The organism is Streptomyces sp. NPDC001153 (assembly GCF_053598315.1).
This window is the reverse complement of sequence record NZ_JBSFJZ010000001.1, coordinates 39,696-54,607: the sequence shown is the minus strand read 5'-3', so window position 1 is coordinate 54,607 and position 14,912 is coordinate 39,696. Positions and strand designations below refer to the sequence as shown.

Below are 14,912 nucleotides of genomic sequence, written 5' to 3'. Positions count from 1 at the left end.
CGCATGACCGAGGAAGGACGGCGCAGGGGGCGCAACGAGACCGAGGAGGAGCGGGCCGACCGGATGTGGGTCGAGCTCATCCAGGAGGTCCGCGTCGCCCAGACGGGCGTACAGATCCTGTTCGGCTTCCTGCTGACCGTCGTCTTCCAGCCGAAGTACGGCACGCTGCCCCGCACCGACCAGGTCATCTACATCGTGACCGTCGTCCTGGGCGCCTGCACCACCGGGGCCCTGGTCGGGCCGGTCTCCCTGCACCGCCTGGTCTCCGGCCGCCGGGTCAAGCCGCGGGCGGTGCGGCTGGCGTCCCGGATGACCCTGGTGGGCCTGGTCCTGCTGCTCGCCACCATGACATCGGCTTTGCTGCTGATTCTCCGGGTGGCCACGCACGGCGGCTTTGTGCCGGGGCTGGTGGCAGCGGTCGTCGCCTGGTACCTGCTGTGGTGGCTCGGCCTGCCCCTGTGGGCCCGCCGGCACACGTCCCGGCCCGATGACGGGGACGTGCGCCCGCCCGGGTCCCCGGCCAGGAGCGGACGTACGGCCGGGTCATGATCTCCATGTTGTGCCCGGCCGGGTCGGCGAAGCAGGCGCCGCGGCCCCCGAAGAGCCGGTTGATCGTGCTGCGGCTGGATCGGCTCGTCGCGCTTCTCGTGGTAGTCGAGCGTCACGCCGCCCCCGAGGTCGACGGGCAGGAACGGCCCGAACGGGGCGCCCACTTCCAGGCCCAGGACGGCGGCGAGGAAATCCGCCGACAGCCGCGGGTCCGTGGCGAGGACGGCGGTGTGGTCGAGCCGGACGGCGCTCGTGGGGGCGTGCTGCGCGGTGGGCTGGATGGTCTGCATGGGCTTCAGGGGGTGTCTCCGGGCGTCGAGGTCCGTGGGAGGGCGGGCGCCCACGCGGGCGCCGGGCAGGAGCACTCGGAGACGGCGGCGGGCCTCGCGCTCACGCCGGGGCCGGGAACCTCACGCATGCGTGGCCCATGGCCGACCCGGCAGTCACCCGGGTGACCTTACTGATCACCTCGGGCCGGGGCAACGGCCCGAGCTCTTCAGCCCGCGGACAGGATCTCGGCCAACAGCGCGTCGACCGGGGCGCGTTCGCGACCCGGCGGCACGATCCGGTGGGTCTGCCGCAGGAACGCGGCGACCGCCGGCGCCCAGGCGAACACCACCGCGTGCTGCCGGCCGCCGTCCGGGCGGAGGTCCCCGAGGAACTCCATCCGCAGCTCGTGCCACGCACCGGTCGCGGCCGGCCGCAGCCGTACGTCCCCCACGCCGACGGGGCGTGCCAGACCTTCGGAGAGCATCTCCCGGTCCAGCCGCCAGCACGCCAGCACCCGGCCGTCGTGGCCGAAGACGGCGGTGACGGCGAACGGGTCGTCGGCGCGGTAACTGAGATGGGCCAGCACGGGGCACCGGCCGGTGCCTTCCGAGCGGAGCTCCACCACCAGGGTCTTGTGCACGAACGCGGTCACGCGAGGGCCTCCGGCGACGATCGGCTCAGGGCCCTCTAGTACCCCCGTGACGCCCGGGATGCTCAACTCCGCGACGAATTCCCGCCGGCCCCGCGCAGCGCGGCCAGGCAGCCGCCGATGGCCTGCTGGAGTTCCTCCAGGCGCCGGACCATGTCGTCCTCGTAGTAGTCCTGGGCGTCGTCGAAGGTCAGCTCCTCGAACGCCCTGGTCGCCTTCTGCAGGCTGCTGTAGAACTTCGTCCGCCGCTCCTGGACACGCAGTTCGGGATCGGCCTCGACCGCCTCGGCGACGAGCGACTTCATGGTGCCGTACGCCTCGGTGGCCCACTCGCCGGTGTCCTCGCCGTCCTCCAGCTCGTCGATCAGCGACAGATGGCGCTCGGCCTCCTCGCGCAACTCGGCCGGGGCGTCGACGGTCTGCCCGGCCGGGGTCCTGATCTGCCCGGACTCGGCGATCTGCCGGACGTACCCGATCCGGTCGGCGGCCCGGGTCTCGGTCGCGACGGCCTTCTTCAGGTCGTCGGTCCGTACGACGTCACGCGCCAGCTCCGCCTGCAGCTCGGGGTCCTCCCGCAGCCGGTCCAGCAGGGCGGACCGGGCCGCGCGGGCGGTGGAGGGGTCGGCGAGGATGGCGGCGCGCAGGGCGGTCGGGTTCTCGGCGACCTCCAGCGCCTTGGTGGGGCGGATGCCCTCGGCCTCGGCGGCCTCGGCGATCGCGGTGCCGCGCTCGGAGGTCGCGCTGTTGCGGGAGACGTAGTAGCTCAGCCACACGTCCGCGTCCGGCAGTTCGACCTCCTGGCCCGGCTGCAGCGCCTCGAAGTGCGGCACGAGCCCGTCGTCGGCGGCCCGGTCCCAGGCCTTGTAGTAGCGCATGACGCGCTCCGGTGAGCAGCCGGCCAGCTGTGCGAACTCCTTCGCGGACACCTTCGGCGTCTCACCGGCGGCCTGCCCGCCCGGCCGCACACTGCGGGCCACCATCAGCGCGAAGGCCCAGCTTCCGGTGCGCGCGTAGCCGCCGAACTCACGGGCGTCGCGCGCCACCAGGTCGGACAGCGGCGCCGCGGCCGGGGCGGGCGTCTCGGACGGGTCGATGACCAGGGTCACGGATGACTCTCCTGCGGGAATGCTCAAGGGACCGCACCCGGGAGCGGGCGCAGACGGGAAAGCCTATATCGACGCATTGGCCATGCTTTGGCGGAACGGTTGCGGCCCGGGTCCGGGCTGTCAGCCGAAGGCCTCCCGCAGCGCGGGCAGCAGGGTCTTCGCCGACCAGTCCAGGTACTGCGCCTGCGCGTCGCCGCCGATCTGCACGAGCGCGATCTCCCCGAACCCGGCTTCGGCGTACGGCCGTACGGCCTCGACGAAGGCGTCGGGGTCGTCGCCGCACGGGACGGAGGCGGCGACGTCGTCCTCGTCCACGAACCGGGTCGCGGACTCGAAGGAGTCCGGGTGCGGCAGTTCGGCGTTCACCTTCCAGCCGAGCCCGAACCAGCGGAACTGGGAGTGGGCGCGCTTGACCGCCGTGTCCCGGTCGGGGTCGTAGCACACCGGCAGCTGTCCCACCCGGGGTTTGCCGCTGCCGCCGTGCCGGTCGAAGGCCGCCAGCAGCCCCGGCTCCGGTTCGGTCGCGATGACCAGGTCGGCGAGGTGCCCGGCGAGCCGGCACGACTGGTCGCCGGAGACGGCGATCCCGATCGGCGGGGGCTCGTCCGGCAGATCCCACAGCCGGGCCGAGTCCACGTCGTAGTGCGGCCCGTGGTGGGTGACATGGCCGCCCTCGAACAGCGCGCGGATGATCCCCACGGCCTCCTCGAGCATCTCGTGGCGCACGTCCACCGGAGGCCATCCGCCGCCCACCACATGCTCGTTCAGGTTCTCGCCGGCGCCCAGCCCGAGCCGGAACCTGCCCTGGGACAGCAGCTGCACGGTGGCCGCCTTCTGCGCCACGATCGCCGGGTGGTAGCGCAGGATGGGACAGGTCACATAGGTCATCAGCGGAATCCGCGAGGTGGCCTGGGCGGCGGCGCCCAGCACGCTCCACGCGTACGAGGAGTGGCCCTGCGAGCGCAGCCACGGAAAGTAGTGGTCGGAGATCACCGAGAAGTCGAACCCGGTCTCCTCGGCCCGGACCACGTGGTCCACCAGGTCCCGGGGCCCTGCCTGCTCGGTCATCATTGTGTATCCGATTTGCACCATAAGTGGCGAGTCCCCGGGGTCGCGGCTCGAAAACGAACCACGGGCGCCGGTCAGTCCCGCGGTACCCGGAACGTCTGCAGGAACGTCCTCAGCGCCAGCCGGTTCGCGGCGTCGTCCCAGGTCGCGGCCGGGGTCGTGAAGCGCAGGGAGAAGGCGTCGCCGCCGCCGGTCAGGAAGCCGCGCCCGAAGGTGTGCACGCGCTCGTCCCCCGTCCCGGCCAGCCACTCCAGGTCGGCGGCCCTGTCCCCCTGGTAGGTGGTGGCCCGGACGGTGCCGACGCGGTGGTAGCCGGGCAGGCGCTGCAGGCCGGGTTCGACGTCCTCCTGCCAGACGGCCACGGGATCCGGGCCGACGTGCTCGCTGTGCGTGACGGCGAGGGTGGGGGAGGCGCCGTCCCGGCCGAAGACGACGCGGTAGGCGTCGGAGACGCGGGAGGTGGCCAGCCGCTTCCAGCCGTCCGGCAGGGCGACGGAGAAGCCCTCCGGGGCGGCGTAACGGTGGTAGCCGGCCGGCAGGGCGGGTGCGGCACTCGCGGTCGGGGTGGGGGAGGCGGGCCCGGTGCCTGCGGTGTGGCGGGCGGGCGGGCCGGCCGAGGTGGTGGGGCGGGCCGGTGTCTGCGCGCCGCCGACGCCCGGCAGCTGGTGGGTCGCGGCCAGGACGGCGGCGGCGACGGTGACCACGGCCAGCGCGGTACCGGCCGCCAGGAGCCATCTGCCCGGCTCCCGCCCGGCGAGGCGGACACCGGCGTAGGCGCCGCGCAGCCGGGGCACGGGGGCCGGCTCCCGGTCGGCGTCGGCGTCCCCGTCGAGGGTCCGGACCAGGGCCTCCCGGACCACCGGCCGGGTCAGCCGCTCCCGTGAGTTCTTCCGCAGCAGCCCCTGCACGGCCTGGGTGAGCGGGCCGGCTCGCAACGGGGTGCGCAGCGGCAGCCGGTCCACGGCCTTCAGGGTGGCGTCGGGCCGGCCGCGGTCGCGGAACGGCGGCCGGCCCTCCACCATCGTGTACAGCAGCGCACCCAGCGCCCACAGGTCGGCGGCCGGTCCGATGCGCTCGTCGCGGGCCTGCTCGGGCGAGGCGTACGACGGCGCCGTGAGCCGTGGCACCAGGGTCGCGCCGGCCAGCCCGAACCCGGTGACGACGACCGGACCGCTGTCCCGCACGAAGACCTGACCGGGGCTCAGCTCGCCGTGCGTGATGCCCCCGTCGTGCGCGGCCTGCAGCACATCGAGCACTTCCAGGCCGACCCGGGCCGCACGGGCGACGTTGAACGCGCCCTCGCGGCAGAGGAGTTCGTCGAGGGGGGTGCCGTCGATCCACTCGGTGACCGTCCACAGGGTGCCGGCCTCCACCACGGCGTCGACGACCGTGGCGACCTGGCCGGGGCACAGCAGCCGCATGGTCTCCGAGGTCCTGACGACACGGGCCGTGACCCGGCGCGCGCTGTCGTCACCGGCGGGCTCCGGCAGGGTGGTCTGGGCCACCAGCCGGGGCTGCTCCGCCGACACGTCCTCGGCGTACCACCACAGGCGGTTCGTCTCGCGGCCGAAGACCTCCAGGAGCCGGTATCGTCCGGCGACCAACTCGTGTGCGGAGACGTGCGCCTTGGTCATGGTCATCCCTCGCTGAAACCCCTGTTTCGTGTCCTACAGAGGTACGCGGGGCGTGCCGGGGTGCGTTCAAAGAATCGCGAGTCCGGTGCCGTTCCTGCCTTTCATTCAATTCTTCGAAAGGGCTTTCGAGTTTACGTTGTCCGCACCCGGCGGGTGTTCGACCTGCGGGTAACCGAGGGTAAATGCCCGGGTGCGGCGCCGACTCACAGCAGCCCGAACCGCTCGGCCCAGCCGGTCAGTTCCCGTGGTGTCGTGTTGCCGCCGCACACCACGAGTCCGATCCGGGCGCCGTCGCCCACCCGGGCCGCCACCTCGCGGGCCGCCGGCAGCAGACAGCCCGCGGCCGGTTCGGCCCAGACCTTGGCGTGGTCGGCGAGGTCCAGCGAGCCCTGCACCGCGTCCCGGTCCGGCACCACCAGCACCTCCTCGACCAGCGCGGAGACATGGTCGTACGTCAACTGGGACACGGAGGGTGCGCTGAGCGTGGTGACCAGGGACGACAGGGGCACCGGCACCGGTCCGCCCGCCTTCAGCGCGCCCGACATGGCCTCGGCGCCCTCGGTCTCCACGCCCCAGACGCGCACCCCGGGACGCCGGGCGGAGAGGGCTGCCGCGACCCCGGCGATCAGCCCGCCACCGCCGATGCTGACCACGACGTCCGTCAGGTCGTCCGCCGCGTCCTCGGCCAACTCCAGCCCGACCGTGCCCTGTCCGGCGATCACCACCGGGTCGTCGAACGGGTGGACCAGCGTCAGCCCCTCGTCCCTGAGCCGCGTCACCAGCGCGAAGGCGCTGTCCATGCCGTCGGTCAGCCGCAGCTGCGCACCCGCCTGCCCGGCGAGCGCGAGGGAACGCGCGGGCGCGGTACGCGGCATGACCACGGTGGCCTTCACATCGAGGGCCGCGGCCATCACCGCGAGGGCGATCCCGTGGTTGCCGCCGCTGACCGCGACCACACCCGCCGCCCGCTCGGCCTCGCTCAGCGACAGCAGCTTCGCCGTCGCCCCGCGGGCCTTGAACGAACCCGTGCGCTGGAGCAGTTCGAGCTTGGCGGTGACCGGGACGCCGAGCAGCTCGCTCAGGCCCGGACTCGGCACGGTCGGCGTCCGCACGACATGCCCGGCGATCCGCTCCGCCGCGGCTTCGATCTCCTTGATGCCGATCAAGGTGCTTCACCCTTCCGGCGCGGGGTTGTCAGCCGCGCCGTTCGCACCCTGACCCGTGCGGACTTCCGAGGTCAACTCGGTTTCACCGACCGCTTACGACTCGCGGCCCACCAGGAAGTCCAGCAGCCGGAACAGGTCGCCTGCCGCCTCGGCGGCCAGCGGTGCCTCCGAGAGCAGCGCCCGGCCGGCTGCCGTGTGCGCACGGGCCTCGGCCAGCGCCGCCGTACGGCCACCCGCCGCCTCGATCAGCGCGGCGGCCTCCGCGGCCCGTCCCGGCGAGTCGAGCAGTCCGGGCAGCTCGCGGGCCGCCGGGGAGCCGAGCGCGGCCAGCACCGGATACGTCTTCTTGCGCTGCCGCAGATCGCCGCCCACGGGCTTGCCGGTGGCGGCCGGGTCGCCCCAGATGCCCAGCACGTCGTCGACCAGCTGGAAGGCGACGCCCAGATGCCGCCCGGCCCGGTCCAGCGCGTCGGCCGTGGCCCCGCCCGCCCCGCCGAGCACGGCGCCCAGCGCGGCGGCACAGCCCAGCAGTGCGCCGGTCTTGCCCTCCGCCATCGACCGGTACTCCTCGGGCGTGACCCGCTCCGGGCCGGTCCAGGGCCGGGTCGCGAACAGCAGGTCGTCGGCCTGCCCGCGCACCAGGTCGGCGAGGGCCGCCGACAGCAGCCGTACGGTGCCGGCCGCCCGCGGCGCGGTCGCGAGGGTCTCCACCGCCAGCGCGAACAGGGCGTCCCCGGCGAGCACCGCCGGGCCCGTGCCGTAGGCCTTCCACACGGCGGGGCGGCGGCGCCTGGTCGCGTCGCCGTCCATGATGTCGTCGTGCAGCAGCGAGAAGGCGTGCACCAGCTCCACCGCGACCGCGGCCGGGACACCGGCCCGCCCGTCGGCGCCCGCCGCCTCGGCGCCGAGCACCGCCAGCGCCTGCCGTACGCCCTTGCCGCCCGGCGCGGCGGCGGGCGCCCCGCCGACCTCGCACCAGCCGAAGGAGTACCCCGCCATCTCGGCCACCCACGGATGCAGCCGGCCCACCGCCCCGCGCAGCGCCGGGTCCGTCAACTCACGGCAGCGAAGGAGAACTTCGGGCGCGGACAGCGGCGCCTGTACGGCGGTCACCGGGCGACCCCCGCCGCCTCGAGACCGAACTCCTCCTGGGCCCGGGCCACCATCTCGCGGGCATGCTTGAGGCCACTCCGCTCCAACGTCCGTGCCAGGTCGGCGAGTTCGGCCGCGGTCTCGGCGCGGTCCCGGCCCAGCTGAGCCAGCGACTTGGCCAGGCCCAGCCGGGCCAGTGCCTCGCCGCGCGGCTCGCTCATCGCCCGGAACTCCTCCAGCGCCAGCTCGTACAGATCCCGCGCCTCGCTGTGACGCCCGGCCCGGTACAGGACGTTGCCGCGCATCTTGTGGTTGTAGGCGAGTGCGCTGGAGAGGTTCATCGCCCGGCAGCCGGCCTCCGCGGTCGACAGCAGCTCCAGTGCCCGCTCGGTGTCCTTGTCGCGCACCGAGAGGATGTCGGCGAGTCCGCGCAGCGCCCAGGCGTGCCCGCGCCGGTCCTCCGCCCGCTCGGCTATGTCCGCCGCCTCCTCGAACAGCGCGTACGCCCGGTCGTGGTCGCCGGTGTTGCGGTGCATCTGGGCGATGCCCTCCAGCGCCCACACCGTGTGCCGGGCCTCACCGCGCCGGCGTGCCTCGGCCAGCAGCTGCTCGTGCAGCCGGCCGACCGCCGCGTAGTCGCCCTGGATACGGCCGGTCTCCGCGAGACCGGCCAGTGAGTAGCCCCGGCAGACGACGTCACCGCCGCGCTCGCCGAGTTCGGCCGCGAGCCCGAGCAGCCGCCAGGCCAGCGGGAAGGCCCCGCGCTGCCGGGCGAGGGTGCCGCCGCTCCACAGCGCCCATGCCATCGCGGCGGTGTCGCCGGCCGCGCGGGCGGCGCGGTAACTCGCCTTCCAGGCCCGGTCCGCGTCCGCCGTGTGGCCGAGCCGCCGGTGCGCCTCGGCGACGGCGAGCCCGCAGCGGGCCGCCTCGGCGCCGCGCCCGGACCGCTCGGCCTCGCGCAGCTTCTCGGTGCCCTGCGCCAGCACATCGACCAGCGAGGAGTTCACGGACAGGGTGGTCAGGGCGCCCTGGTACTCCGGGGCGAAAGCCTTGCCGTACATGCGTACCTTTCTATACACAACGTGTATACATCGCATGTATACGTGGAGTGTATAGGATCTCGGAAATACGCCCCGGCCGAAGGGACCGGGGCGTGTCGGTCTGTTGTCGATCAAGACGCGGGTACGGCGACGAGGGTTGCCCGTGCGGCGTGGATCACCCTGTGAAGGTTCAGTGCTGCTGGGCCTTCTGCGGCGTCAGCTCGCTCGGACGCACCACGACGAAGCCCTCTCCCTGGAGCATCAGCTGCACCGCTTCGCCGGAACCGCCGCGCAGCATCGAGCCGATGGACTGGGAGCGGTGCAGCGAGGTCCGCAGGTGTGCCGTCCAGCCGACCACCGCGTCCGTGTCGACGTACACCGGGGCCTGCGCGGAGACCGGGATGACCAGCGGGTTGCCCTCGCAGGCCAGACCGAGCCGGCCCTGCCCGCTGAACACGCTGTTGAACAGACCGCCCCCTGCGATGCCCGAACCCTTCACCGTCCTGATGTCGTACGACAGCGAGGCGTCGAAGCACAGCACGTTGCGGCCGTTGACCGTGAACTCGTCGCCGGGCTCGACCTCGACGATGAAACAGTTCTGCGCCTCGTGCGCGAACCAGGCCTCACCCTGCCCGCGCACCGCCATGAGGGGCAGCCCCTCACCGGTGACCGCACGCTTCAGCATGCCGCCGACGCCCTGCCCCTTGCGCTCGAACCTGAGGCTGCCGCGATGGGCGATCATCGCGCCCTGGCGGGCGTACATCTCTCCGTTCACCGCGTACTTGATGCACTTGGCGTTCTCGACGGACATGCCCGGCTCGACGGCCGGCTGCACCACGTGCTCACTGGAAAAGAGATCACCCTTCATGCGGGGCATCGTGTCCCGGAGGATGTGATTCCGCCAAGATTACGGAAAGTGCCCGCTCAGCCACCGAACAGCTGGGCCCAGTACGTGCCCGCCCGGCCGCCACCCGCGAAGCCGATGCCGATATGACCGAAATCCCGCTTGAGGATGTTGGCGCGGTGCCCGGGACTGTTCATCCAGCCGTCCACCACCTCGGCGGGGGAGCGCTGGCCGCAGGCGATGTTCTCGCCGATCGTGCGCCCGCGGTACCCCGCCGCGGCGGCCCGGTCCCAGGGGCGGGAGCCGTCCGGCGCGATGTGGTCGTAGAAGTCGCGGGTCACCATGTCCGCGCAGTGCGCCCGGGCGGCGGCCGTGAGCTGTGGGTCCGCCGCCAGCGGGGGCAGGCCGGCCCGGCCGCGCTCGGTGTTGGTGAGCGCGACGACCTCGGCGGCCGTACGCGACAGCGCGTCCGGGGTGAGCGGAGCGGCCCACAGCGCGGTCCAGTACCGGTGGCCGGCGCCGGCATGGGCCAGGGCGGCATGCCGGAAGGCCGGGTCGAGCAGGGTGCGCCGGGAGGACGCCGAACCGAGGAGGTACTCCACGAACTCCGCCGGGCTGCGCGGCCCCGACACGAGATGCTCACCGACGCTGACGTACGCGTACCCCGCAGCGCCGATCCGCTGATACACCGACACACCGTCCCGCCCCTCACTGCCGAGCCGTCCCGCCTCCGCCATCGCCCGGGCATGCGCCCGCGCGGCGGAGAGAAGACGGGGATCGACCGCGACGCACGGCGAACCGGCTTGCGTCCGGGCCGAGTTGACCAGCTGGAGAAAGCCGTCGGCCGCGACGCCGGGTGCCGCCGTGGGCCGGCTGGACGGGGGGTGTGGGTTGGCCGTGGTGGGTCGGCTGGACGGTGAGCCCGGGTCGGTCGGCGGTACGGGAGGCGCCGCTGCGGTGGGCCGGGCGCTGTGGACCGCAGGTGCCGAGCGGGGCGAGGGAGTCGCGGTGCGCCCATGGGGGCGGTGGGGCGCTGTGTGGCCGCCGTCGTCCGTGACCTGTACCCCGAAGTCCCGGGCGAGCCCGGCCAGTCCGTCCGCGTACCCCTGCCCGATCGCCCGCAGCTTCCAGCCGGTGCCCGGCCGCAGATACACCTCGGCGAGCAGCAGCACGGTCTCCGGGCCCGGGCGGGGCGGCACGAACCGGGCCACCGTACGCCCGGAGCCGTCCGTGACCTCGAGCCGGGGACCGGGCAGCCGCCCGAGCGGCGTCCCGGGCTCGGCCGCGCTCACCACGACGGTGACCCGGGTGGCGCCACCGCGCAGCAGGGCCGGCTCGACGGCCAGGGTGTCACCGCGCAGTCGTACGCCCGCCGCCCGAGGCTGGTTGTAGAACACGAAGTCGGCGTCGGACCCGGCCTTGCCGTCCGCCCCGGTGACAAGCGCGGACACGTCGAACGGGCCGGCCACCCGAAGCAGCACCACGCCGCCCGGTAGTGGCACGTTACCGCCAGGCACCAACTCGCTCGTCACATCAAGGACAACGCCCCGCGCTCATCAGATGGTTCCAGCCATGCCGGGGGGCGGAGTCAGTCGCCGCCGCTCAGCTTCCTTCCGCGGAACGCCGCATCCACGCGGCGCCGGGGGCGTTGGTGCGGGACTTCTGTCGCCAGCCGCGACGGGACCGCGAGGAGCGACAGCGCGGCACGAGGTCTGATGCGACCTCGGTCACATTCCGGCCTTGGAACCTGGGGGATTGAGTCGACGTCTCCACAGCCGACACACAGTTGGTCAGCAAGTGATCGCTCTGTGCCGCGCATTTGCAAAGGATTGCCCTAGAAGGTCGTGAAATGGATCATTCCATCTTTACGTGGACATGACCGATCCGTAAGGGTTACGCCTTGGGGCCCGACCAGCCCCCGTGACGCGGAACAGCGTCATGTGTCAAGGCGGTTGGTGACCCCGGCTGCCTCAGAACGAAGGAACCCTGATCCTTGCGTAGACCTCACATACGCAGTGTCGCCGTCGCCATCGCTGTGACGACCGCTGCCACGGGTCTGGCCGGTACGGCTTTCGCGGGTCCCTCCACGGGGGCGGAGCGGACCTCGGCGTCCACCACCACAAACGCCACCGCGGTGGTCGAGGCGGCGCGCACCGCGGCCTTCGCCCACGCCTCGGCGACCGGCGTCTCCCAGGGCGACGAACTGCACGCGCAGGACGTGATGCTCGACCCCGAGGGCGCCCGGCACGTCCGCTTCGCCCGCACGCACGACGGCATGCCCGTGCTCGGCGGCGACCTCATCGTCCACCTCGACCACACGCTGGCCTACACCGGCGTGACCCGCGCCGCCGGTCACGCCGTCGAGCCGGCCACCACCAAGGCCACTCTGACCGCGGACCAGGCCGCCGCCAAGGCCGCCCAGGCCGCCAAGGGCGACGCGGGCTCCGCCCAGCTGGTCGTCGACGCGCGCGGCGGCTCCTCCGCCCTCGCCTACCAGGTGACCGTCACCGACGAGAACGGCACCAACACCGTCGTCGTCGACGCCGTCACCGGCAAGGTGCGCAGCAACACGCCCGACAGCGACGAGTTCCTGTCGCCGAAGCTGCTGGAGAACCTGAGCAAGCACGGCGAGACGATCGACCCGGCCACCGGAATCGGCACCGCCTCCCCGCAGGCCGGTCTGCTCGGCTCCGGAGTCTCCGGCGCCACGCGCTACCCGTCGGCCGCCAACGGCACCGGCAAGACCCTCTTCGTGGGCAGCGTCGGCCTGACCACCACGCAGACCTCGCGCGGCCACTACCAGCTCAAGGACCCGAGCCGGTACGGCACCGAGACGCGCGACGCCAAGGGCAGCACCACCGAGAAGTTCAGCACGGGCACGGCGTTCACCAACACGACCGACGTGTGGGGCAACGGCACCACCGGCAACCGGGCCAGCGCCGCCGCGGACGCCCAGTACGGGATCACCAAGACCCTGGACTTCTACAAGGCCACCTTCGGGCGCAAGGGCATAGCCAACAACAGCAAGGCCGCCCAGGGCATGGTCCACTGGGGCAACAAGGTCGCCAACGCCTTCTGGGACCCGACCTGCACCTGCATGCTGTACGGCGACGGCGACGGCCAGACGTTCAAGAAGCCGCTCGTCGTCCTCGACGTCACCGGCCACGAGCTGACGCACGGCGTGGTGGACGCGACCGCGAAGCTGCAGCCGACCTACGTCGACTCCAACGGCAACCAGTACGGTGAGCCCGGCGCGCTGAACGAGTCGCTCGCGGACATCTTCGGCTCCAACGTCGAGTTCTACGCCAACAACCCGAAGGACACGCCGGACTACCTGATCGGCGAGAAGCTGGGCCTCGCCCAGAAGTTCCTGCGGCGCCTGGACCACCCGTCGCTCGACAAGCTCGAGGGCACGATCGACTACTGGTCGCCGGACACCTACTACACCGAGGTGCACGCCGGGTCCGGTGTCTCCTCGCACGCCTACTACCTCCTCGCGGAGGGCAGCGGCAAGAAGACGATCAACGGCGTCGCCTACGACTCGCCGACCTACGACCACTCCACGGTCAAGGGCATCGGCCGGGCCAAGGCCACCGCGATCTTCTACCGTGCGCTCACCCGCTACATGGTCTCCACGACCTCCTTCCACGACGCGCGCGTCGCGACGCTGAAGGCGGCCAAGGACCTGTACGGCGCGAACAGCACCGAGTACAAGACGGTGGACAAGGCGTGGGCCGCGGTCAACGTCACCGCCGCCAACACGCCGGCCGCCGGTCACTGACGCGGCCGCCGCACCACCGGATGCCCCGCCTCGCGCGGGGCATCCGCATGTCCGGAGGCGGCCCGGACCGCCTCGACCGCCGCCCGGAACCACGGCCTTGGGCGCCGCCCTCGCGCCTCGGCCCGCCCGACGACGCCCTGGGCGTCACCCACGCCGGCGGCTGGTGCGGGTCCCGGTCCGGCACTCACCGTGCGGCGGCGGGACCGGCCGTGACACCGACCGCGCCGCGACCGCCGGCCCACCGCGCGACCACCCACGGCCGGCGCTCTGCGCCCGCCGGCTTCGTTCCCGGCGACCGCGTGCCACTCGCTCGCCCCCCGGAGGACAGCAGCCGGTCGCCCATCCCGTACCCTCCGGACCGCAGGCCACCGACGTGTGATTCCCCGGTGTCGGCGGGAACCTGACCTGCGTGGGATACGCAGGCACGACCCGGACGGTCCCCATGCGACCCGGCGGGTCCGTCACACCGCGGGACCTCGCCCGATGACCGGCCGGTCCGGACGCGTCCGCCGCGTCGCCGCCGTCCTGCTCACGGCCGTCGTCTGCCAGCCCGCGCCCGCCCGGGCAGCCCCTCCGCCCGCGCCCGCCGAGCGGGCCTCCGGGGTCGTCACCTGGGCGGCGAGCGCCGACCGCATGGGCGAGGGCACCGCCGGAGAGGACTACCGGCTGATCGTCCACACCAGCGTCGGCGGCGACGATCCGCGTGTCCGCCTGAGCAACGCCTTCGGCGAGCGGCCGCTGACCGTGGACAGCGTCTACGCCGGAGTGCGCAGCAAGGGTGCCGCCCTGCGGCCGGGCAGCAACCGGCGACTGACCTTCGGCGGCGTTCGTACGGTCACCGTCCCGGCGGGCGCCACCGCCTGGAGCGACCCGCTGCCCGGCCGTCTGCACGCCGGCACCGATCTGGTCGTCAGCCTGCACACCCCGGCCGCGGCAGGGCCGGCCACCGGCCACTGGCTGGCGCTGCAGACCTCGTACACCGGGCGGGGCGACCACACCGCCGAGGAGCGCGGCACCGACTGGACGCGGACCACCCGCTCCTGGTGGTATCTCGACGCCGTGTCCGTACGGCCGTCCCAAGCGGCCACCGGAGCCGTGGTCGCGCTCGGCGACTCCCTCACCGACGGCCGGCGCTCCACCATGGACCGGAACCGCCGCTGGCCCGACTACCTGGCCAGGCGCCTGAACACAGCCCACGCGGCCGTCCGGGGCGTCGCCGACGAGGGCATCTCGGGCAACCGGGTGCTCGCCGACGGCCTCGGGCAGAGCGCCCTGCACCGGCTGAACCGGGACGTGCTGTCCCTGCCCGGTGTGCGCACCGTCTTCCTCTTCGAGGGGGTGAACGACCTCAAGGCGCACACCGGCGTCACCGCGAAGAACCTGATCGCCGGCTACCGGAAGATCGCCGAGCGGGTGCACACGGCGGGCAAGTGCGTGGTCGCCGCCACGATCGGCCCCTTCGAGGGCGGGCCGGAGTGGGACCCGGCCACCGAGGCCGTACGCCGCAGGGTGAACCGATTCATCCGCACCAGTGGGGAGTTCGACGCGGTCACCGACTTCGACCGCGCCCTGCGCAGCCCCCACGACTCCGCACGGCTGCGGCCGGTCCTCGACGGCGGCGACCATCTCCACCCCGACGACAGGGGCATGCGGGCGCTGGCCGACGCCGTCGACCTCCGCAGCCTCGACTGCACCCGCTGACCGGGGGTTCCG

At 73.2% G+C, this 14,912-nt stretch carries 12 protein-coding genes and 1 pseudogene; 3 read left to right on the top strand and 10 right to left on the bottom strand.

Going from position 1 to position 14,912, the window contains the following annotated elements:
* Positions 1 to 3 precede the first annotated feature (3 nt).
* Positions 4 to 549 (top strand): DUF6328 family protein, encoded by a 546-nt coding sequence (locus ACWDEN_RS00235; protein ID WP_351603702.1) that lies wholly within the window; start codon positions 4 to 6, stop codon positions 547 to 549.
* Here ACWDEN_RS00235 and ACWDEN_RS00230 read toward each other — a convergent pair.
* The 10 genes and pseudogenes from ACWDEN_RS00230 to ACWDEN_RS00185 form a co-directional block, all read right to left on the bottom strand.
* Positions 527 to 839: pseudogene (locus ACWDEN_RS00230) on the bottom strand (VOC family protein); the annotation flags it as partial. The gene ACWDEN_RS00235 and the pseudogene ACWDEN_RS00230 sit on opposite strands and share 23 nt — an antisense overlap.
* 206 nt (positions 840 to 1,045) lie before the next feature.
* The gene (locus tag ACWDEN_RS00225; RefSeq protein WP_351603703.1) at positions 1,046 to 1,471 is read right to left on the bottom strand and encodes an SsgA family sporulation/cell division regulator; all 426 of its coding nucleotides are present in this window, start codon (positions 1,469 to 1,471) and stop codon (positions 1,046 to 1,048) included.
* A gap of 62 nt (positions 1,472 to 1,533) precedes the next feature.
* Positions 1,534 to 2,574: a hypothetical protein gene (locus ACWDEN_RS00220; RefSeq protein ID WP_450856421.1), complete on the bottom strand. Its 1,041-nt coding sequence runs from the start codon at positions 2,572 to 2,574 to the stop codon at positions 1,534 to 1,536.
* A 120-nt stretch (positions 2,575 to 2,694) separates the two neighbouring features.
* Positions 2,695 to 3,666: an LLM class F420-dependent oxidoreductase gene (locus ACWDEN_RS00215; RefSeq protein ID WP_450856419.1), complete on the bottom strand. Its 972-nt coding sequence runs from the start codon at positions 3,664 to 3,666 to the stop codon at positions 2,695 to 2,697.
* A 50-nt stretch (positions 3,667 to 3,716) separates the two neighbouring features.
* Positions 3,717 to 5,282 (bottom strand): serine/threonine protein kinase, encoded by a 1,566-nt coding sequence (locus ACWDEN_RS00210; RefSeq protein ID WP_450856417.1) that lies wholly within the window; start codon positions 5,280 to 5,282, stop codon positions 3,717 to 3,719.
* Between the two features lie 197 nt (positions 5,283 to 5,479).
* Positions 5,480 to 6,442: a threonine/serine dehydratase gene (locus ACWDEN_RS00205; RefSeq protein WP_351603711.1), complete on the bottom strand. Its 963-nt coding sequence runs from the start codon at positions 6,440 to 6,442 to the stop codon at positions 5,480 to 5,482.
* Between the two features lie 93 nt (positions 6,443 to 6,535).
* On the bottom strand, positions 6,536 to 7,555 hold the full coding sequence (locus ACWDEN_RS00200; protein ID WP_450856414.1) for a polyprenyl synthetase family protein: 1,020 nt from the start codon (positions 7,553 to 7,555) through the stop codon (positions 6,536 to 6,538).
* Positions 7,552 to 8,595: a tetratricopeptide repeat protein gene (locus tag ACWDEN_RS00195; RefSeq protein ID WP_450856412.1), complete on the bottom strand. Its 1,044-nt coding sequence runs from the start codon at positions 8,593 to 8,595 to the stop codon at positions 7,552 to 7,554. Before ACWDEN_RS00195 ends, ACWDEN_RS00200 begins: the two co-directional genes overlap by 4 nt.
* Positions 8,596 to 8,764: 169 nt before the next feature.
* Positions 8,765 to 9,442 (bottom strand): AIM24 family protein, encoded by a 678-nt coding sequence (locus ACWDEN_RS00190; RefSeq protein ID WP_351603714.1) that lies wholly within the window; start codon positions 9,440 to 9,442, stop codon positions 8,765 to 8,767.
* A 56-nt stretch (positions 9,443 to 9,498) separates the two neighbouring features.
* The gene (locus ACWDEN_RS00185) at positions 9,499 to 10,938 is read right to left on the bottom strand and encodes a CAP domain-containing protein (RefSeq protein WP_351603782.1); all 1,440 of its coding nucleotides are present in this window, start codon (positions 10,936 to 10,938) and stop codon (positions 9,499 to 9,501) included.
* Between the two features lie 473 nt (positions 10,939 to 11,411).
* Between ACWDEN_RS00185 and ACWDEN_RS00180 the strand changes: the two genes are divergently transcribed.
* Together ACWDEN_RS00180 and ACWDEN_RS00175 are read left to right on the top strand one after the other, a co-directional pair.
* On the top strand, positions 11,412 to 13,199 hold the full coding sequence (locus ACWDEN_RS00180; protein WP_450856410.1) for a M4 family metallopeptidase: 1,788 nt from the start codon (positions 11,412 to 11,414) through the stop codon (positions 13,197 to 13,199).
* 483 nt (positions 13,200 to 13,682) lie between these two features.
* The gene (locus ACWDEN_RS00175) at positions 13,683 to 14,900 is read left to right on the top strand and encodes an SGNH/GDSL hydrolase family protein (RefSeq protein WP_450856408.1); all 1,218 of its coding nucleotides are present in this window, start codon (positions 13,683 to 13,685) and stop codon (positions 14,898 to 14,900) included.
* Positions 14,901 to 14,912: the final 12 nt, after the last annotated feature.